This is a genomic window from Proteiniphilum sp. LBM24028 (assembly GCF_056629195.1).
Window position 1 is genome coordinate 1612522 of the sequence record NZ_CM152817.1, and the last position, 20326, is coordinate 1632847.

At 37.6% G+C, this 20326-nt stretch carries 16 protein-coding genes and 2 pseudogenes; 11 read left to right on the forward strand and 7 right to left on the reverse strand.

Going from position 1 to position 20326, the window contains the following annotated elements; translation table 11 throughout:
- Window positions 1–17: 17 nt before the first annotated feature.
- From AC1HCU_RS06415 to AC1HCU_RS06435, 5 genes are all read right to left on the reverse strand, one after another.
- Window positions 18–1712 carry a hypothetical protein gene (locus tag AC1HCU_RS06415; protein WP_480370481.1) on the reverse strand — a complete coding sequence of 565 codons (1695 nt, stop codon included), beginning with the start codon at window positions 1710–1712 and terminating at the stop codon, window positions 18–20.
- Between the two features lie 393 nt (window positions 1713–2105).
- A complete protein-coding gene (locus AC1HCU_RS06420) occupies window positions 2106–3731 on the reverse strand; it encodes a RagB/SusD family nutrient uptake outer membrane protein (RefSeq protein ID WP_480370483.1) in 1626 nt (541 codons plus the stop codon).
- A 125-nt stretch (window positions 3732–3856) separates the two neighbouring features.
- A complete protein-coding gene (locus tag AC1HCU_RS06425) occupies window positions 3857–7213 on the reverse strand; it encodes a TonB-dependent receptor (protein WP_480370486.1) in 3357 nt (1118 codons plus the stop codon).
- A gap of 223 nt (window positions 7214–7436) precedes the next feature.
- The gene (locus AC1HCU_RS06430) at window positions 7437–8453 is read right to left on the reverse strand and encodes a FecR family protein (protein WP_480370489.1); all 1017 of its coding nucleotides are present in this window, start codon (window positions 8451–8453) and stop codon (window positions 7437–7439) included.
- 49 nt (window positions 8454–8502) lie between these two features.
- Window positions 8503–9060, reverse strand: a complete 558-nt coding sequence (locus tag AC1HCU_RS06435; RefSeq protein WP_480370492.1) for an RNA polymerase sigma-70 factor — start codon at window positions 9058–9060, stop codon at window positions 8503–8505.
- Window positions 9061–9909: 849 nt separating this feature from the next.
- Between AC1HCU_RS06435 and AC1HCU_RS06440 the strand changes: the two genes are divergently transcribed.
- The 4 genes from AC1HCU_RS06440 to AC1HCU_RS06455 all read left to right on the forward strand — a co-directional run bounded on the left by AC1HCU_RS06440 (window position 9910) and on the right by AC1HCU_RS06455 (window position 13037).
- A complete protein-coding gene (locus AC1HCU_RS06440; protein ID WP_480370495.1) occupies window positions 9910–11130 on the forward strand; it encodes a transposase family protein in 1221 nt (406 codons plus the stop codon).
- Between the two features lie 17 nt (window positions 11131–11147).
- Window positions 11148–11444 (forward strand): transposase, encoded by a 297-nt coding sequence (locus AC1HCU_RS06445; RefSeq protein WP_286880050.1) that lies wholly within the window; start codon window positions 11148–11150, stop codon window positions 11442–11444.
- Between the two features lie 68 nt (window positions 11445–11512).
- Window positions 11513–12268: an IS3 family transposase gene (locus AC1HCU_RS06450; protein ID WP_231960459.1), complete on the forward strand. Its 756-nt coding sequence runs from the start codon at window positions 11513–11515 to the stop codon at window positions 12266–12268.
- Between the two features lie 346 nt (window positions 12269–12614).
- Window positions 12615–13037 carry a hypothetical protein gene (locus AC1HCU_RS06455; RefSeq protein ID WP_480370498.1) on the forward strand — a complete coding sequence of 141 codons (423 nt, stop codon included), beginning with the start codon at window positions 12615–12617 and terminating at the stop codon, window positions 13035–13037.
- Window positions 13038–13788: 751 nt separating this feature from the next.
- Here the strand turns inward: AC1HCU_RS06455 and AC1HCU_RS06460 are convergent.
- Both AC1HCU_RS06460 and AC1HCU_RS06465 read right to left on the reverse strand, forming a co-directional pair.
- Window positions 13789–14670 carry an IS3 family transposase gene (locus AC1HCU_RS06460; protein WP_139224143.1) on the reverse strand — a complete coding sequence of 294 codons (882 nt, stop codon included), beginning with the start codon at window positions 14668–14670 and terminating at the stop codon, window positions 13789–13791.
- Window positions 14613–14909: a transposase gene (locus tag AC1HCU_RS06465; protein WP_286880050.1), complete on the reverse strand. Its 297-nt coding sequence runs from the start codon at window positions 14907–14909 to the stop codon at window positions 14613–14615. Before AC1HCU_RS06465 ends, AC1HCU_RS06460 begins: the two co-directional genes overlap by 58 nt.
- Window positions 14910–15003: 94 nt before the next feature.
- Between AC1HCU_RS06465 and AC1HCU_RS06470 the strand changes: the two are divergent.
- The 7 genes and pseudogenes from AC1HCU_RS06470 to AC1HCU_RS06500 form a co-directional block, all read left to right on the forward strand.
- Window positions 15004–15249, forward strand: a pseudogene (locus AC1HCU_RS06470) (hypothetical protein); the annotation flags it as partial.
- Between the two features lie 576 nt (window positions 15250–15825).
- On the forward strand, window positions 15826–16482 hold the full coding sequence (locus tag AC1HCU_RS06475; protein WP_480370501.1) for a hypothetical protein: 657 nt from the start codon (window positions 15826–15828) through the stop codon (window positions 16480–16482).
- A 212-nt stretch (window positions 16483–16694) separates the two neighbouring features.
- Window positions 16695–17258, forward strand: a complete 564-nt coding sequence (locus AC1HCU_RS06480) for a DUF7010 family protein (protein ID WP_480370503.1) — start codon at window positions 16695–16697, stop codon at window positions 17256–17258.
- A gap of 495 nt (window positions 17259–17753) precedes the next feature.
- Window positions 17754–18093: pseudogene (gene arr, locus AC1HCU_RS06485) on the forward strand (NAD(+)--rifampin ADP-ribosyltransferase); the annotation flags it as partial.
- 110 nt (window positions 18094–18203) lie between these two features.
- Entirely contained in the window at window positions 18204–18701 is a 498-nt protein-coding gene (locus tag AC1HCU_RS06490; protein WP_480370506.1) for a hypothetical protein, read from the forward strand.
- A gap of 371 nt (window positions 18702–19072) precedes the next feature.
- The gene (locus AC1HCU_RS06495; protein WP_480370509.1) at window positions 19073–19648 is read left to right on the forward strand and encodes a Crp/Fnr family transcriptional regulator; all 576 of its coding nucleotides are present in this window, start codon (window positions 19073–19075) and stop codon (window positions 19646–19648) included.
- A gap of 136 nt (window positions 19649–19784) precedes the next feature.
- The gene (locus AC1HCU_RS06500) at window positions 19785–20309 is read left to right on the forward strand and encodes a hypothetical protein (RefSeq protein ID WP_480370512.1); all 525 of its coding nucleotides are present in this window, start codon (window positions 19785–19787) and stop codon (window positions 20307–20309) included.
- Window positions 20310–20326: the final 17 nt, after the last annotated feature.

The window sequence follows — 20326 nt, forward strand, 5'->3', positions numbered from 1 at the left end:
AATCATTATTCTTCCTATTATCTGTTTGTGCAGTTGATTAACAACTTGTGTTTGTTCGGTACCATTTTGAGATCATATTCAGTCTTATCTCCCTTTTGAATGAATCCCTGTTCACAGGTAATCTTATAAGGAAATCCTTTGAATTTAGCTCTCAGTACAGTTGCTTCAAACGACTCAAAAGGGAGTCGATCTTTTCTGCTTTCCGGGACCTTTAATGCCATTAGCCATCTAAAGTCCTTTTTATCTCCTTTATATGATATATCGATTTTATTTTCATAAAATACAATTTCAAATCGGTTACCCTTGCCGTCCGATGTAGATACACATAGTACATCTATTGCTGGTTCAGTTACCACGGGATCTTTCAGTACTATCTCCTTTACGGAACCGTCATCCTCAAGTTGCATGATTTGAAGTCCGGTTTTTTCTTCAGGAGTACTCCAGTAAAAACGATCAATCACAGGCAGTGTATAATAGAAAAATTGATTGCCTGTTCCCGGTGTAGTCAGATAATCCGATTGGAGATTCTCATCAAACATATGGATATCCCTGAAACAGAAACCATCTTTCTCCCATAGCAGACTCGCGCGATAAAAACGGCTGTTAAACCAGACTGTTTTATTTCCTTCTTCTCTAATATCCGTCAAAGTGGTGACAGCGGTTGCAGGAGTCATAATGAAGCGGTCTTTAAACCATTTACCGGAGTTCTCCAGTGTTTCAATGCGAATTTTCCCCTCATCACGTAAAGATTTGAATAAGGAGAACTGCATTTTTAATCCCTCTTCCATGCTGCTCCACGTAAACGAATTTTCCTGACCTGCTTGCGCATAATTAAAAGCGAGGCTTGGCTGATTGACAATCGATTCGAGAAAATATTTTACCCATTCCCTGTTTTTCCCGGCCTCTCTATAAACCGGTTCAAGCGAGATTACATCCTGACCATTTGTCCCTACGCCTGTTTCATATTGATATATCGGATCACTTCCCAGCATTCGGAATATAGGAACCGGTATCTGGTTCTCTTTTGTTTGTGCCGGCATGTATGCGTTGTGTCGACTGGGATAATAGGCCTGGTTCCAATAGCCGCCCCACAGCGTATATCCATCAGTACCTACCTGATCTTTACAATTAGAAGAGGCCACTATTTTGTATTTTTTAACCATATACGCCAATGTATGGGCATCAATAAACCATGACCCGACCGATCTGGGATACTCCCCGTAGATGTCTTTGAATTTGGACATATAGACGTCGACCAGCTTTTCCCGCTCTTCCGGGGTATATCCGGTTGTAAAAGCAATATTCGCATGAGACACCCAGGAGTGTTCTCCGCGCCATTTTATTCCCGCTGCTTCTACATGGGGTTGTGTAATCTCCCACCATGCACCGATTTCGCAATTAGGACTTAATTGAGTTTTCATCAGCTTCTGGTATGCAGGATTAATCAATGCATCATACTGAAAGAGAAATGTTGCCGGAAAATTATATTCATTAACCAGTTTAATCTGATTTTCCACAGCCTCAAACAATAGTTTATCGGAGTTCTCGATCCGGTAATCGGTCTGCCGGATAAAATTAATTATATTGATAATCCGTGAAGAGTCTGAAAATGACTCTTTTGGTATCTTAACTTCAGGAGATTGACTGCTACAGTTTAGATGCAAACTAATAAATAAAATTAAGAGAGTAGAAAATACGTAATTAAACTTCATGTGAATAAATATTTTTTTAAATTTACTATTTTACAAATTTCAATTTTAAAGATTATCTGATAAGCAACAAGATAGGAGTGTGGATATTCCCATAACTATTTATACGCCTAATCCTAAATTAAATGTTTTTTATTATTTCAAATAATAATTTAACAATATAAATATGACACATTTATTTTATGCTTTACAAAAGCAATTTATTCATATTGTCAGTAACTACATTAGAAGATGCATAAAATAAACTATGAACTTTGGAGTTATTGTAAATCGAATAGTTAAACACCTTTTCGGACGAAGATTTAACTTAAAAGCATGTTTAAGTTTTACATATCAAGAATATTTTGGCTCAGCGGTCTTCTATTCAAGCTTTGAACGAGGCTGAATATATGATATTTATTCATACTGAGGATTTTGAACCAACGTATTCTTACTTTTAAGAATTTCGGCCCGGGGAATTGGAAGCAAATAATGTTGGGGAAGAAATTTTCGTTCCAATACAGTAATGGAATTATATTTAAATATTCCGTCATCCTTCTTGATTACCTGTACTCCCATCGCATCAATATTTTCATAAAATTCTGCAATAAGCCATCGGCGCAGATCAAAATAACGATGATTCTCAAAAGATAACTCTATTCTACGTTCATTGTAAAGCCTTTCCATCAATTTACTACCTGACTCGGTAACCAGGGGCATTTCTACCCCCTTGCGTCTTCTCACGATATTTATGGCATCTCGACATTCAGCTTCATTGCCAAGATGATATTGTGCTTCAGCGTAATTCAAATAAAATTCTGCCAATCGGAAGAATACCCACGGTTGTGTATTAGTTTCACTTAATAGTTGACTCTCATCCATGAATTTATATAAATAGTATCCTGTCAGCGAAGTATTCCAACTGCCCACATCACCTTCCGAACTATCTTTTCCTTTAGGGATAAATACTTCCACTTCTCGTCCGCGATATATGGCTCCGTTGTACAAAACAGATGCATAGAAACGAGGATCACGGCCTTCATACGGATGAGTAGAGTCATAACCTGATCCCTCCTCAATCGGTCTCTTTCCGGTAGCTTTCATTTCGTAATCATCTACCAGATTCTGCAGTGGACAATTGCCTCCCCATCCGTCAAAACCATTAGGAGAATTGAAGAGATTCATCCTATGTCCGTTTGCTTTGGTATATTCCCTTTTGAATATAACTTCCCTGTTATTTTTTTCAAGAAAGATATCCCTATAATTATCAGAAAGTTCATATCCTGGGAGATTCATTACTTCTAAAGATGCATCACGGGCTTTCTCCCACTTGATTTTATCATTACCGGGATTGTTCATCGGACTGGCTGCATAAAGCAAGATTCTTGCTCTAAGTGCTTTACATGCATCAGCTGAAGCCCTACCAGAGTGAGCACCTTCCATTTTATCAGGTAAATTCTCTATCGCTTCCGCTAAGTCGGTCAATATAAAATCCACGCACTGGTCGTATGTATTTCTCTGCATAGAATAATCGGTCTCATTTAAATCATAAGAGCGTGTTATAATCGGGACTCCGCCAAAACGCCAAATCAGATTGGAATAAATGAATGCCCGTATAAATTTCATCTCACCAGTCAATCTATTCTTCAGGACTTCCGAAACATTTGCATCATCAATCTTTTCAAAATAAGTATTGACATTGCGCAGATATTCATATGCCTTTTCCCAGTAATTAAAATTAGAAAAACGCCCGCTATCGAAAATAGTAATGTTATCCGGGGTCATTTCTCCCCTGGACACGATAACTGAACTTTCCTTTCCGTGGCGTGTGTAAGTCTCGTCTGTGGTAGAAGACATCATGGCTTCTTCGAAGCCACTGGGATAGGCATTATAACAGGCATTTACATAAGCTATCAACAAAGCATCATCATTGAAAACATCTTCTTCTGTCATTTTATCAAGAGGTTTTCTGTCAAGGAAATCATTACAGGAGACAAACAGGAAATACAGGATTGATAAACTGATATATATAATATTTTTCATATTATTAAAATTATTTATTTTCAAAAGTAGCATATGAAACTCGCTTTTAATCAAATTATTGGATGAGAATTATTTTGACAAAGTCGATTACTTCGTAATTCATGCTCGTTTCATACAATTATATTTTAAAAAGTTATATTGACACCCACATTGAATATTCTGAGTTGTGGGTAATATGTACCTTTACCATCTTGTGTTTCGGGATCTACTTCCTTTATCTTATCGATAGTCAACAGGTTATATCCACTCAAATATATCCGGCAATGGGAAATATTCAACTTGTCCAACCAATTATTCCCAGGAATGGTATATCCCAGCTCCACATTCTTCAAACGCAGGAAAGAAGCATCCTTGAGGTAATAAGTCGAACTGTAGCTCTCCATCGAATTAATACTGCCTCCTACACGGGGTTGCGTCCCGTTCATATTATGTGGTGTCCATCGATCTTGTACCTGACTCATATAAAAGTTCCCGGTCTGATCGGCACGAGAATATACCGCTTGTTTTGCCCGACCTTGTCCCTGCAACAAAATGGAAAGGTCGAGATTTTTCCAATCGGCGCCCAAAGTCATTCCGAATACTATTTCCGGGAAATTAGTCAACGGCTGCCTTATCCGATCCATCGAATTAATTTCCCCATTGTCATCTACATCTTTAAATATAAGGTCTCCGGGGCGTGCTCCTTCCATGTGAGGATAAGACTCCAGGTGCGCCTGGTCCTTGAAGATCCCGATTACTTCGTAATAAAGGCCTGCACCTAAGGGCATCCCTTCTTCCTTCATATAATCATAACCTTCTCCCCAGGGAGTTTCGTCCATATAAATCACCTTGTTACAGGCATACAAGAAATTACCCGAAGCATTGAAATTTACTTTTCCTATCCGGTTTCTGTGGTTAAGTTGCAACTCCACACCTTTGTTTTCTACCTTACCAATATTTTCGTCGGGGAGATCCTTTAGTCCGGTATATTGCGGGATAGAGGCATTACGTCGCCGCAGGATATTGGATCTTTTGGTTTTGAAGAGATCGAATTCGATTCCCAGTAGTCCGTTCCAAAAATCTCCGTCAAGCCCTATATTATAAGTATCGGCCACTTCCCATGTGATATTTTTGTTAGGAAATCCTTCCTGATAAACACCTTGCACGTCGGTATTGCCGAAAACATAATTCCGTCCGGTTGCATATTTCAGTAAATATTGGTAAGCGCCTACGTTATCATTACCCTGCTGTCCGTAAGAAGCCCTGATTTTCAGATTATTCATCCACTGCACATTCTCTTTGATAAAGTTCTCTTCCGACAATCTCCACCCGAGTGATATGCCGGGAAAGAATCCCCATCTTTTACCCGCCGCGAAAATATAGGAACCATCGTATCTTAAATTGAACTGAGCCATATATTTACCGGTATAATCATATCCCAGCCGCCCGAAATAACTCATTCGCGCCTGCTCGTACGCACTCCCTCCATTGTCATAATGTTCTTTGTTGGTACTTCCTGCAAAAAGCTGGTCTATAGCCGTTGATAAGTAATTAGAGCGGGAACCCCAGAAGTCGTTTCCCTTCGATTCGTTTTGTTCATACCCCAACAAAAGGTCAAGTCCGTGTACCTCATTAAATCTATTATTGTACATTAACTTGGTATTGAAGGTAAGCGACGTGCGGGGAACATAATCCTGCCTCAGAGATGCATAATCCCGGGTCCCGTTTTTCTTTTTCTCATAAGTATCAGTTGTCTGATCCCAAACATAATAATAAAAAGGTATTTTCCACTCTTTTTTCTCCATTCCTTCCTTATCGAAAGCCATGTAGCCGTCAATTGATAATCCTTCGATCAACCACGACAGATCAAGTTTAGCCATAAATGTGCTATTAAATACCGATTTATTATACCGTCTATAACCGGTTTCATCGGTTACCAGTGTCACAGGATTACCAATATCCATCCCCACGGTAGGAAATCCGTTGGGATAACGGGCCAATGACGTGGGAAAAGAACGAAGCAAACTAAAAAAAATAGTCCCCGCGTCGTATCCTGAATATTGCTGGTCCTCAATTCTTCCGGCAAGATCGACCGACGCACTAAGGTATTTGGTGATCTGTGCATCGATGTTCGAACGTATATTGTATTGGCGATAAAATGTATTACTGTTTTTATAAATGGCATCCTGATCTGCAAATCCAGCGCCGACAAAGTACTTAATCCTATCATTTCCGCCTCTTAACGATACATTGTGTTTTTGCTGCAAAGAAGTTTTCCGTAGGGTTTCTTTCAGCCAGTCGGTATTCGGATAATTAACTGGATCGGAACCATTACGGAATTTTTCAATCTCTTCAACCGTATAACGGGGAATACGTCCTTCGTATTCTTCAATCTCGTTGAATACCTCTGCAAATGTTGCGGCATCAGCCAATTGAGGGAGGCGTGTCGGTTGTTGAAATCCAATATTATAAGAATAGTCTATCGTGGGTTTGCCTTCTTTACCCCGCTTGGTAGTGATCAGGATAACACCGTTAGCCGAACGCGACCCGTAAATAGCGGCCGATGCGTCTTTCAGGACTGTGATACTTTCAATATCGTTGGGGTTTATCCGGTCCCAGTTTCCACTTCGGTTGGCAATACCATCTACCAATATTAGCGGATCGGTATTGCCAGTTGTACTTTTACCACGAATGCTTATCGATGCCCCGTCAGAACCTGGTTCTCCCGATCTCACATTCATTATGACCCCCGGTATACGCCCCTGTAATGATTGGCCTAAGTTCTGAGAGGGACTTTTAATTATCTCTTCTCCTTTGGTTAATGAGATAGATCCGGTTATCAATCCTTTCCTCTGTGTCCCATAACCTACAATCACAACCTCATTTAAAGTCTGGAGATCTTCTTTAAGTGTTATTTGAAAATCATTTCCACTCCCAACATCTATTTCCTGAGATAAATATCCGATATATGAAACAAATATAACTGAACTGTCTGAGACAGAAAGTAAAAACGTTCCGTCTATATTGGTTATAGTACCGTTTGTAGTTTCTTTCTCAATAATATTTGCACCAATAATGGGTTCACCCTGTTCATCGGTAATCTTTCCTGTAATTTGCTTTTTTTGTTGCTGGACTAGTGATGGAGTTATACCATTTGAATTCAATATAATCGCCTTATTATGAACCTGATATAATAGTCCGGTGTTTTTAAGAGCAAGATCAAGTACTTCAAATATAGTTTTATCTTTTACGTTTATAGTAACCTTTAGATGCTTGTTAACCTGATCATTGTTGTAGAAAAAATAAAAATCGGTCTGCTTCTCGATTTTATGGAAAAGTTCACCCAATTCAATTTCATTTTCTTGGATTGTCAGGTGTGTGTTTTGTGCATAAGAACTGGTGGCATATGTCTGCAAAATACTAATGACAAACAAAAAGAATGTCATTCTCATAATAAACAATAAAAATGCAGGAATGGGTATTCTATGTATCCTATTTTTCATATATTTGTTTGTTTTTTAATTTTTAGCCTTTAACCGGTTCCAGCAAGAATATGGTTATTGGCGGGATTAATAATTTAAAACTTAGTGAGTCGGAAGATAGAGCAATATCGTCCGGCTCTTTTATTTTATTTTATTTTATCTTATATTATATTATCTTATATCACATTTATCAGGCTAATTCACTTTTTTCATAGGCATTATTTTTTGAATTAGACATATGATACTATCGTTCATTCACATAAATTTTTTTTCCTGAAATGTGATAGTTAATTGGATAGCTTTTTGCAATTGATTCTAAAATATCTTCTATATTTTCCCCTGGTATAACCCTACCAGTAAATCGTTTATTTCTCAAAGATGGGGCAATATGAATATCCAAATTAAAACGTTTAGCCAGTAAAGGGACAATTTTCTCTAATAGTTCATCCGTAAACCTATAAGTCCCATCTTTCCATGCGACATAATAACTGGTATCGATATTTTCAATTTCCACATTGCCCTTTAAGCGATTTATACGGGCTTGCTCTCCGGGTGCAAGAGCAGTGGATAGGATTCCACCTTCCCTGTTTTTATAATTTAAAATAACAGTACCGGAAATCAAGGTTATAAACGATTTTTCTTCCAGCATGGATTCTACAAAGAATTCAGTACCGGTAACTTCTATATTTACATCTCCAATTTGTACAATAAAGGGATTTTCGGGATCTTTACGGATATCAAAATATGCTTTACCTTCTAAAGCTACCAACCGGGTTCCATCCGTAAACTTTTCGGGATAGGCAATCCGGGTTTCTTCATTCATCCAGACCTTCGAATGATCGGGTAAAATGACGGGGTATACACCTGTCTTGTTATAAACCACATTTTGAACAAGGAATTGCTGCCGGGAATCTTTCGAGATATCGAATAGTGTTATCCAGACAGCTGTAGCAATCAACACACCTATAAACACAGCGGCAACATAATGAAGCCATTCGATCTTCCGTTTTTTGACCGGAATAACAGATGATTGTTTTGTTGGCGGACGCGCAGCAATTTCTCCGGAAAGCATCTGCCAACCATTATAAATAATTTCTTCGGGTAAATTTTTCCTTGAATTCCAAATTTCTTCCAGTTGGCAATAATATGCAACATTCTCTTTCTTTTCCCCCAGCCAATTGTTGAGAATAGCCAGATCTCCGGGAGTCGCAATTTTACGAATCGATCGAATAATTATTTCTTCAGTTGCAAATGGCATCATTTTAATATTTCTTCCTATATTGATAAGACAAGATGCCGTAAATATTTACTTAAAAGAAAAATAGAAAAAATAAGTTTTTTTTACCATCAGCGATCAATTGGGATCGTAATGTCCTCAATCCCAAATATAACTGATGTTCGACGGTACGGATAGAAATGTTCAGGTTTTCTGCAATCTCTGCATTTTTCTTTTCTTCGAAATAAGCCATCTTAAAAATAAGCTTACATTTTTCAGGTAACTTCTCAATCTCATCATAGACATACTGCATATCTTCTCGGTCTATAATCTGTTTTTCAAAAGAATCGTAATAATCAAGACCTAAAATACGATTATCTAATTCGGTTGATTGTATATAGTTCTTTTTCACCCGTTCTCTTATGAGGCTATTCAAACATTTGTTCCTTACAGCTATAAATAAATAAGAACGGGAGGGTAATTTTTCATTTATCCCGACATAATCCCATATATCGAGAAAAACATCCTGTATAATATCTTCGGCCATTTCTTCAGATACAAAACGGCGAGCAAATAATATCAATGGCGGTACGTTAGCCTCGTAATAATTTCTGAAAGATAGGAGACTATTCTCTATATTCTTGTCTTTCATCTATAGGTTCTCTGTAAATTCAAATAAACTGTATAACCTGATACGACCCTCAACAGAGGTTGGTCACCCATGATTACTTCTGCCCTAAGAAAAAAATCCAATCCAATGGGCACAAAGTTATATTATTTTGTACCGTTGTCCAAAAAAGAGTGTTTGCTCTGTATATTCGAGAACATACTGATCCATATTTCGGGCATACCGACTCCTCTTTACTGTTGATTTATGATAGTATTAATTTACTTCGCAATCCAATAGCTGGTAATAATGAAGGCACTATGTAAGAAAAACAACAAGTAGAAGTGAAATAAAGAAAATGCTTTCATTGCTTAAAGTAGATAAAAAAATCAAGACTATTGCAGTCATTACCAATATTAACCGTAAGACCTGCGTATTCCGGTGATGCTGCCCCCTTGTCCGGGATATTGACCCCTCCATTCTCCCGGAGGGCACTCCGAAGGTTCTCCTTTTTTGATTTATCAAAAAAAGGCAAAGACAAATTTATCTTTTTTTCTTCTCATAGAATCGCCTTTGTTATGGAAAGCTTTCCATAACAAAGGGAAGAGCTATAGGATACAGAACAGAAAAAACATTTTTAATGGACAATCTGATAAGATATGAACATAAAAAATTACCTTTGCGACTGATGCATCATTGTTACAGAATATGCTGCATTGTTGTTACCGAAGGTGCTGTATCGCTGTGGTTCTTCGTCACTTTTGGTGGCAGTGAAAAATATTGCTAATTTATAATATATATACCTCATATACAGATAAATAAACCTTATAAAATTAGGTTTGTTCGATATTTATGATTAACTTTAATGCATTGTGTATTAAATGTATAACATAAATGAAGAGGGTTTTAGAAAGCAAGAAAAATATCTCCTTACGGTCATTGATACAGCTTCCAAGAGTAAAAGTGAAAGGAATCTCCATGAATGAAGATCAGTTGTTCATATCAGCAGAAATTGCATCCAAATATGGTTTTTGTCCTTTATGCGGTTCAAGGAGTAAGCGTCTTCATAGTTACTATTGCAGGAAGTTGCAAGATCTTCCAATAATATCCAGATCCGTCAAGTTAGAACTTAAAGTAAGAAAGATTTTCTGTGACAATCCAAAGTGTTCGAAAAAAGTGTTTTCACAACAATTGTCTGATAAAGTGGTCCCATATTCACGCAGAACATCACGAGCCAATGACAGACTACTCCATTTAAGCAAGGAAACATCATCAAACAAAGCTTCATGGATTTCAGAGCAGATGCTGCTACGGGTCAGCTCCTCAACGTGTCTTAGAACCATACACAAATGCAATGTTTCTCCTCCTGCAAAAATGACACATTTGGGAATAGATGACTGGGCATACCACAAGGGGCATACCTATGGTACGATAGTCGTAAATAGGGAGACAGGTAAAACAGTAGAAGTATTAAAGAGCCGGGAAAAGGAGGATATAGCAGAGTGGTTACGACAGTATCCCGACATCAAGACCATCACACGTGACCGGGGCGATTGTTACATCCAGGCAGTCAGTGAAGCCCTGCCTGATGCAATCCAAAAGTTACCGTTAACAACCGTTATGGGCTATATTATGAAAAGACGTAGAAACATATTAATAATTTTATTGCTTTTGAGGATAAATCTATCAGCACAGATTGTGTATGATACAATACCTGATGATGAAGTGATCATTGGTGGACATGGTTGGGAGGAGTTGTTTGTATTTAAAGACTTTAAAACTCAGGTATTGACATATTTTGATAAAATTGATTTTGAAAATTTTGATTGCTATGGAGAGAAAGTATTCGTTGAGACAGTTTTTGGAAAAAATGGAGAGTTAAAAAACACCAGAATTGTAAAATCAGCAAACTCGATTTGCGATTCCATTGCGTTTAATTTTGTTAATGAGTTCAAGGATTGGTTGCCTGGAATACAAAGAGGAAGATTTGTTGATATACCTTTTGTATTTCCAATTACTTTTGATAGTTTGGAAATTAAGGACAAATATGTAAAAGCCTATGGGTTCCTTTATAATACTCCCCGAAATTTGTACCACGAACTAAGCAAAGATTAAATGCTTATATTTGTGATATGAACAAGTCAAGAAGAAAACATTCAGCCGCCTTCAAGGCAGAGGTTGCATTGGCAGCGATCAAGGAACGCGAGACGTTATCTGAGTTAAGTGCCCGTTATGGTGTTCACCCCACAGTGATCAGCACGTGGAAAAATGAGTTTCTGAAACGTTCAGAAGAAATCTTCTCGAAACAAGGTCCCAAGAGTGAAGCTGACTTTGAAAAGGAGCGACGGGAGCTCTTCGCCAAGATAGGTGAATTGGAGATGCAGCGGGACTGGTTAAAAAAAAAGTCGAAACAGTTGGGCTTGGAATAATTGAACGTCGAAGCCTTGTATCGAAAGATGATTGTATAAGCCTCCAGAGCCAATGTGATCTGCTGGGGATCAGCAAATCCGGTCTTTACTATGTGGCAAAAGGAGAATGTGATGCGAATCTTGAGATTATGAAGAAAATGGATAAACACCATCAGGATCATCCCACTTACGGAGTTCTGCAAATGCAAGACTACTTGTTGGCACAGGGTTTACGGGTCAATCCCAAGCGAGTGAGACGACTCATGCGCAAGGCGCAGATAATAGCTCAATATCCAAAGCGAAATTTGAGCAAATTGGGCCTATCCGACTATATCTATCCCTATCTGCTTCGTAATCTTGATGTAGACCATCCGAACCAGGTCTGGGAGATTGACATCACGTACATACCCATGGACAGGGGTTTCATGTATCTAACGGCAATCATAGACGTGTACAGTCGTTTTATTGTTGGATGGGGACTTCATAACAGCCTTCATGGAGAGAACGTGATTGAAGTCCTTGACGGGGCAATAGATGAGCACGGTGTGCCCGGGATTATCAACTCGGATCAGGGAAGTCAGTTTACCAGCCCGGCGTGGGTGAACAGGCTCAATGAACTTGGAATCAGCATCAGCATGGATGGCCGTGGCAGGGCAACGGACAACATCTATATTGAACGGTTCTGGAGGACATTGAAACAGGATTATGTTTACCCGTTTCCGGCAGAGAACGGCACCACACTCTGGAAAGGGATCCGATGGTTTGTGAATCATTACAACAAGGAGAAAACCCACCAGGGTGTGGGTAGAAGAACGCCGGAAAGCGTGTTCCGGTTAAGTGCATAATTTTTTACTTGTAAACAAATGTACATGCACCAAATGAGACATCAAGCTAAATCCCTGACGGGTTTTGGGAAAAATCTCCACTCAAAAGGAGTTGTATTTTTTCCAAAAAGCTTGACTTACTCATTTGCTTCAAGAATGGCTGGTTTACAAGTAAAAAAACGATAATGTGAAAAAATTCGAGAACAATATTTTAGTTAAAAACCCCGCTTAATCGGTACAGAGAATAGGGAGTACTAAACTTAACGCAACAGCAGAAGAATTTGATAAAAGGAAAAAGTATTTTGATTTTGTTTATTCAAAAAGTTCTCAGAAAGTAATAAACGACTTTGAATTGTTCTATAAATTCTTGGCAGAAAAACTAAGTGGTGATAGTCTTTATGTTTATTGCTGGGAATATACAAAACCCAAAAGGAAAGATAGAGTAAAAATTAATCTAAACAGGGAAAGTTCAGATTGCATAAACTTTATCATTTATTATCCTGAGAATCCTAGGTCAATTAATTATATTTTCGCTAAAGAAAGGTGGATATTCTACTGGGATAAGAATAAATGGCAGCTTATCCCAAATCTAAATCCGCCAAAGAAAAGCGGAACGGTATATCTTGAGAAAAATAAGAAAACAATGTTAATAGGTTATGTAAGTGGGAAAGAAGAACCTAAGTTGGCAATATATAAGAATATAATTTTTTCAAGTGATACTATACTTAACCTTGATTTAAAAAAATATAATAAAAATGACTTGATGAATGAAATTAAATACAGCCCATAACACGCAATATAGCCAACAGCGGGAGAAGTGGCGATTCGAAGCATCCTACCCCTTATAAAAGTTTGCAACAGTGATAATTGTATCCTGGTCTAAAATATTACCGACTGAAAAAAGTAAAACGAGAATGATTAAAGAACTGAACAATAAAAAATAACTGGGTACAACACGTAGTCAGTTTTGCTCGCGGCGGTGATTAGCTGAAAGTGCACTTTCTATCCCCTCCCGAACGCAAAGCCCCAACCCGTTGTACACAAGCCACCAAGATAGAAACATCGTACTAATTTGATGAAAAAAAAGAAAATTGAAATACTAAGAAACCTTATAAACGTTTGTACTAAAAAAACCGCCATTACGCCAAGCCGAAAAACGTTATGTGTAATTTTATAAAACCGGAAAAAAATACTGATAAACAAATAATTAAATAATAAGAATTCAACAATTGTAATAACGATTATATGAATATTTCCAGATTTAAAATTTTCACAACTGATAGAAGAAAAATTATTGATTATCTTTAGTACTCCCTATTCTCTGTACCGATTAAGCGGGGTTTTTAACTAAAATATTGTTCTCGAATTTTTTCACATTATCGTTTTTTTACTTGTAAACCAGCCATTCTTGAAGCAAATGAGTAAGTCAAGCTTTTTGGAAAAAATACAACTCCTTTTGAGTGGAGATTTTTCCCAAAACCCGTCAGGGATTTAGCTTGATGTCTCATTTGGTGCATGTACATTTGTTTACAAGTAAAAAATTATGCACTTAACCGGAACACGCTTTCCGGCGTTCTTCTACCCACACCCTGGTGGGTTTTCTCCTTGTTGTAATGATTCACAAACCATCGGATCCCTTTCCAGAGTGTGGTGCCGTTCTCTGCCGGAAACGGGTAAACATAATCCTGTTTCAATGTCCTCCAGAACCGTTCAATATAGATGTTGTCCGTTGCCCTGCCACGGCCATCCATGCTGATGCTGATTCCAAGTTCATTGAGCCTGTTCACCCACGCCGGGCTGGTAAACTGACTTCCCTGATCCGAGTTGATAATCCCGGGCACACCGTGCTCATCTATTGCCCCGTCAAGGACTTCAATCACGTTCTCTCCATGAAGGCTGTTATGAAGTCCCCATCCAACAATAAAACGACTGTACACGTCTATGATTGCCGTTAGATACATGAAACCCCTGTCCATGGGTATGTACGTGATGTCAATCTCCCAGACCTGGTTCGGATGGTCTACATCAAGATTACGAAGCAGATAGGGATAGATATAGTCGGATAGGCCCAATTTGCTCAAATTTCGCTTTGGATATTGAGCTATTATCTGCGCCTTGCGCATGAGTCGTCTCACTCGCTTGGGATTGACCCGTAAACCCTGTGCCAACAAGTAGTCTTGCATTTGCAGAACTCCGTAAGTGGGATGATCCTGATGGTGTTTATCCATTTTCTTCATAATCTCAAGATTCGCATCACATTCTCCTTTTGCCACATAGTAAAGACCGGATTTGCTGATCCCCAGCAGATCACATTGGCTCTGGAGGCTTATACAATCATCTTTCGATACAAGGCTTCGACGTTCAATTATTCCAAGCCCAACTGTTTCGACTTTTTTTTTAACCAGTCCCGCTGCATCTCCAATTCACCTATCTTGGCGAAGAGCTCCCGTCGCTCCTTTTCAAAGTCAGCTTCACTCTTGGGACCTTGTTTCGAGAAGATTTCTTCTGAACGTTTCAGAAACTCATTTTTCCACGTGCTGATCACTGTGGGGTGAACACCATAACGGGCACTTAACTCAGATAACGTCTCGCGTTCCTTGATCGCTGCCAATGCAACCTCTGCCTTGAAGGCGGCTGAATGTTTTCTTCTTGACTTGTTCATATCACAAATATAAGCATTTAATCTTTGCTTAGTTCGTGGTACAAATTTCGGGGAGTATTATAATCTAAAAGATCATTTCTCATTTGAATATGAGAAACATAGTTCTAATATGTCCATTTTAGCGGATGAACAATTCTATTTTAGAAATAGTTCAACCCAAATGAATATGGTGATTTTGAAAATAGAAAAAAGTTCTATTGATATTGATATAATTGGAGGTGCAGGAGGAAGAGGACTATTAAATATTGATCTGTGGTCTGAGAAAAGCTATATAAAAAAAGTGAGTAAGATATTAGTCCAATTTTCCGAAGAATTTAAAATTAAAATGGAAGAAAAATAAAGAACTACGTACAACACACAATATAAACAGTTGTCGTTCCGTTGATTGTGAAACTTTTGTTCCACACCAATATTTTCCCCAGCGGATACGAACGCACCCCGAAAACCCAACCGTTTCATATTGTCAGCCGTTGTGCGGTATGCCAATAACCTATGAAATATCATATTGGCGTAAATGACGTAAATATGACGTAAGTATGACTTGAGCAATTAATGACATTAAGTATACTTTTGTTCTAAATTTTAAAATATAAAAATTGAAGAACAAAGAATTAGCACAAAAAATTAAAACCTTGAGAAGTAGGAAAGGTTTGTCCCAAGAATATCTATCTGAAAAAAATGGACTTAGTTTACTATCATCCAAAAATTAGATTCCTAAGGAAATAAAGCATAGCACATAACAATGATACAAATAATAACAGAGTAAATAGTAAATTCAAGGGTTGTACGCTTCAACTTTTTTTGTATTTTTGACAGGTAGATACCACGCTGTCGGCTACTATTCTTTTTCTCGCCGTTAGCCGTCAAGGGAAGACAATACTTTACGGATGTGAAAAAATGAATAAAAAACAATGACATGAAATACGACAAGAAGAAATACAAGATCTGGAATTGGAAAAGTCCGGTGATTTTGCATTGTATTATTAATCCAGGACTTGTAATTAATGAATTGATTTTAGGACAGACAATCCCAAAAGTAATGTTAATCGAACGGGAAGGGAAAAAACCTTTCTATCAACGTTCATTGATTCCTTGTTCTCATTGTGGAACTATGCATAGCGGACTTAAATGGTCATCGCAAAATAGAACTATGTTCAAAAACTGGTTCGGTTATTACTGTGACAATTGTGGTGAAATAATTCCTGTACAAAGAAACTTGACATCATTGATAGTACTGGTTTTGACTTTTCCGATTTGGGGATGGTTTAGAAAAGCATTAAAACAAAACTGGTTAAACAAGCAACCCGACAGATATAAAAACATTAATCTTGAAATTTCGGAAACGAAAAATTCGACTAAAAATTGGTTGAAATCAGGCCTCTTCTTTGGACTGTTTATGTTTATTACAATGCAAATCCTTTTCCCATTGATTAAAAATAAGGATATTACTCAAAAAAGTATTTTGATTGGGATACCATTATGGTTAATTTGTGGACTTGGCTGGGGATTGACTATGAAATGGTGGATGAATAAGAAAGGAAAAGGAAACAGGGTCCATAACACGCGGTCATAAAACATTGGTAAATAAATTTTTATTCAAGTTTTGCCTCTCGCACCAAGGTCTGCAGTACCTTGACAGTGGAAGAGCTCCGAAATCCCTGATGTTTCATATCCCTATCCGATATAAATACAAAATATTTTCACATTAATAATTATTCACGAATATTGCAAATCGGGTATCAATGAAAGTTATATTTTTATAGCGTTAACAAAAGATTGATAGAAATGACAACGGAAAAACTTGATGAATTAAGAAATGAGTTATCAGTTAAATCAAAAAATGGGATTGATTTTACTTTATCAGCAAGTATAATTTGGCTGGTAATTGCTTATTTATGGACACTTAAATTCAAAGCGTATGACAGATCTGTACTTGTATTCATAGCAGGTGCCCCACTTCTTCCAATGGCACTTTTCTTTTCCAGGATACTAAAGACCAATTGGAAAATCACAAATAATCCCTTACAACCTTTAGGACTTTGGTTAAACTTTGCCCAATTGTTTTATTTTCCGTTTTTAATCTTCACAATGATTAAAATTCCAGAGTACTTTATTATGGTTTATGCAATCATTACAGGTGCTCATCTTTTTCCTTATGGATGGTTTTATAAGACAAGTTGGTATTCAATATTTTCCGGGATAATTGCTATCGGCGCTTTATTACTTGGACTTAATTTGTCATTTGAAAAAATGTATTTGATTGCGCTTTTTACAAGCGTTTCGCTGTTCATATTAACATCGTTTTTGTATTTAGATACTACTAAAAAACTCAAACAGGGAAAACTTTAAATACAAACGGCAGCGAATTGTTATTCCGAAGATTAGTTATAAATACCAGGATAAGATGAAACGACTTTTGAGACTTCCGATTTATGTACTGATTCTTGCAGGACTCTTAATTTCAATGACGGAAAAGCTGATAATGGTTCTTCAATTGCGACCTATGATAATTGGTATTCCACCGGTTATGGAGTAAATGTATTTGTCATATATAATGAGAAAGGAAATGCCGAAAAGACGTATAAACTTGAAGTGATTACTCCATTTCCTTTGAATGACTATTCTATGTCAATTTCATCGTTGTATTGGAGAAAAGATGCCCGCTACATCGATAATGACAAAATTGAAATAGTTTTTGAGTCAGATGATAATAGAACAAGCAAACGGATTTATAATTTAAAAAGATTAGAATTTGAAGAATAACATCCCATAACACGATGTTATCCAGCATCGTAAAACAACCGGCAACCAAAGACAACAGGCTGTAAAAAATAAAATTTTACAATGGAGAATAAGAATAACGAACAGAAAAGGTGCGACACCTTTCGCACAGACTTTTTTCACGGGATAAAAGCAGACTTGAAAGTTGATGGCTTAATAGATACTGGTTACAATTCTAACTACGGACAACAAAAAAACAAAAAATATCTTCTTGACAGCGACATTAGACGCTGCAGTTTGGGGAGCAGAACTTGCCTTTGGAGACGGACGGGAAAGAATATACTTAGTAGAACCAACAGGAGAAATTGAACATGACCCCGACTTAACCGACAAGAAGTTTCCTGGAAATTCTACACAATCTTTTCGTTCAACTCAACCATTCAGAGTTGTTGGAGAAGTAACAATACCCCCTGAAATTTGTACCATAATTTAAGCAAAGATTAAACCGTAAGAAAATGCAATCCTTCGAACGTTGAAAGATTGAATTTATGATAACAACTTAAAAACAATTACATGATGAAAAGAATGTTCTATTTATTAATTACAGTCCTACTTTTTTCTAATTGCAGTCATCGCATAGTTCGAACCGGATATCATATTAAAAAGTCCGATTATGTCACATGTGATGTGATAATTAAAAAAAACATTTCAATTGCGGACACATTAGCGACTAAGATTGGAGAAGTTAAACTTGGCGATTCAGGTTTTTCAGTAGCATGTAGTGAAGAACATGCCATCAATATTCTGAGAGGCGAAGCTTGTGCTATCAATGCGGATTTAATAATAATTACAGAAGAAAACAGACCTGACCTTTGGAGTTCCTGTTACAGATGTCGTGCTGAGTTTTATCGATTCAATAAATCAGATAATAACAAAGACATCAAAAGTGACGAAATCTATGATCCAAGAAATATACAGGACAGAGTTTCAAGAGATAGATTGAAAAATACAGCAATAGCAATTGGTTCAACAGCTATAGGATTTATTATTGGATTATTACTATTCTTATGACAATAAACAAATTTGCAAAATCAGCAGGACGAAAGCCGTAACGATATCGACACGTGCATATCCGGGTAAGAATACTACCTGGACCTCTAAAACCATCATATCCCCCCAGTTGCGAAAATTAGAGCTTGTATGTTGCGGATCAGACATTTTGCCTAACGGCAGACAACCGTACTCTCCGGAAAAAACAGATGTCGAGGTTTAGCATCCGACCGATGCATGCCATGATACCGGAACAACACACAAAAACTTACTGCTTTAATTTGGCATATAAGTCATATTCTTCTATCTTTGGCATACATTCTGTATGTGTAAATAAACCATTTTTTCAGTCTGTACAGCGGCTTCGCTTCCGCTTTCTGGTTACTTGTTCTATGTCTGACTTCAATACCTATATGACCCGCTTTGACTACTCCGGGATAATTGATTTTATAAGGCAGAACGGTACATTGGTGAAATACCGTCGTGGCGAGCCATTCTCTCTTACCGGAAGTTCATGTAAAACAATGGGATATATACGCAAAGGAGCGTTTATTTACTCCGCGCATGATTCCCGGGGAGAACACCATGTAGTGGGTTATGCCTTCGAAAATTCGTTCGTGGGCGATTATGGCGCATTCAGGCTGAAAGAAATTTCCGGCGTAGATATCGTCGCCCTGTGTGAAAGTGAAGTCTATTTGATTACTTATGAAACGTTAGAGCGACTTATCACTGAAAACAGCAGTTATTTTCTCCATATAACCGAATTGTTGTATTCCGAAACATATCAACGTTTTGTCGATACCTATACCCGTACTCCGGAAGAACGCTATATCAAAATTCTGCAATGCAATCCCCATATTTTTGAGCGAACCACCGCCAAAGATCTGGCATCGTACCTTCAAATCACGCCCGAAACCCTGAGTCGTATCCGCCGGAAACTGAAAAAAAGTAATAAAAACCTGTTTTAACATCGTGCCTTGATTTAAATCAACATTTATAAAAAACAGAAGATTTATCTTTGTTTTGGATTACTAGCTTATTAACTTGTGACAGGCAACTTGTCTGATATCACAGTACATGTGCCCAATTTAATTGTAACTTGAAATGACAAAAAAATCACTTTTATTTATCGGGATTATTGCTGCATGTCTTGTACTATCTACAGGTTGTGGCAGCACAAAGGGTTATCAGGGAGCAAAGCCGGGTTCGGGTGAACTGGCCCGCATACAGCAGGGAGACCACAAACTGCGGATTAAAGGAAAAAAAACGTCGGAATCGGCATTACTCATTAAAGTTGATACAGTTTCGGTGGGTAGTTATATGAAAGGTTACCCCAAACATACGGATGTATTGCCCGGTGAAAAAACGGTGGAAATCCGTCATTTTCAGCAATGGAAAGACAAAGCAGCCATGGCAGGCGCCATGTTCGGATTAATTGGTGCGTCAATTGCGGAATCAAACAATCCACACACGCATTACAAACTTATATTTTCTGTAGAAAAAAGCAAAGCATATACTATTATGCCCATAACCGATGAAGTTACCCAAGTACCGGAGTTTTTTGTAATAGAAACATCATCCAACGATACCATTCGCCCACAAGTGATACAAATAGAAAAAAAGAAATAAACACGTTAAAAAAACAA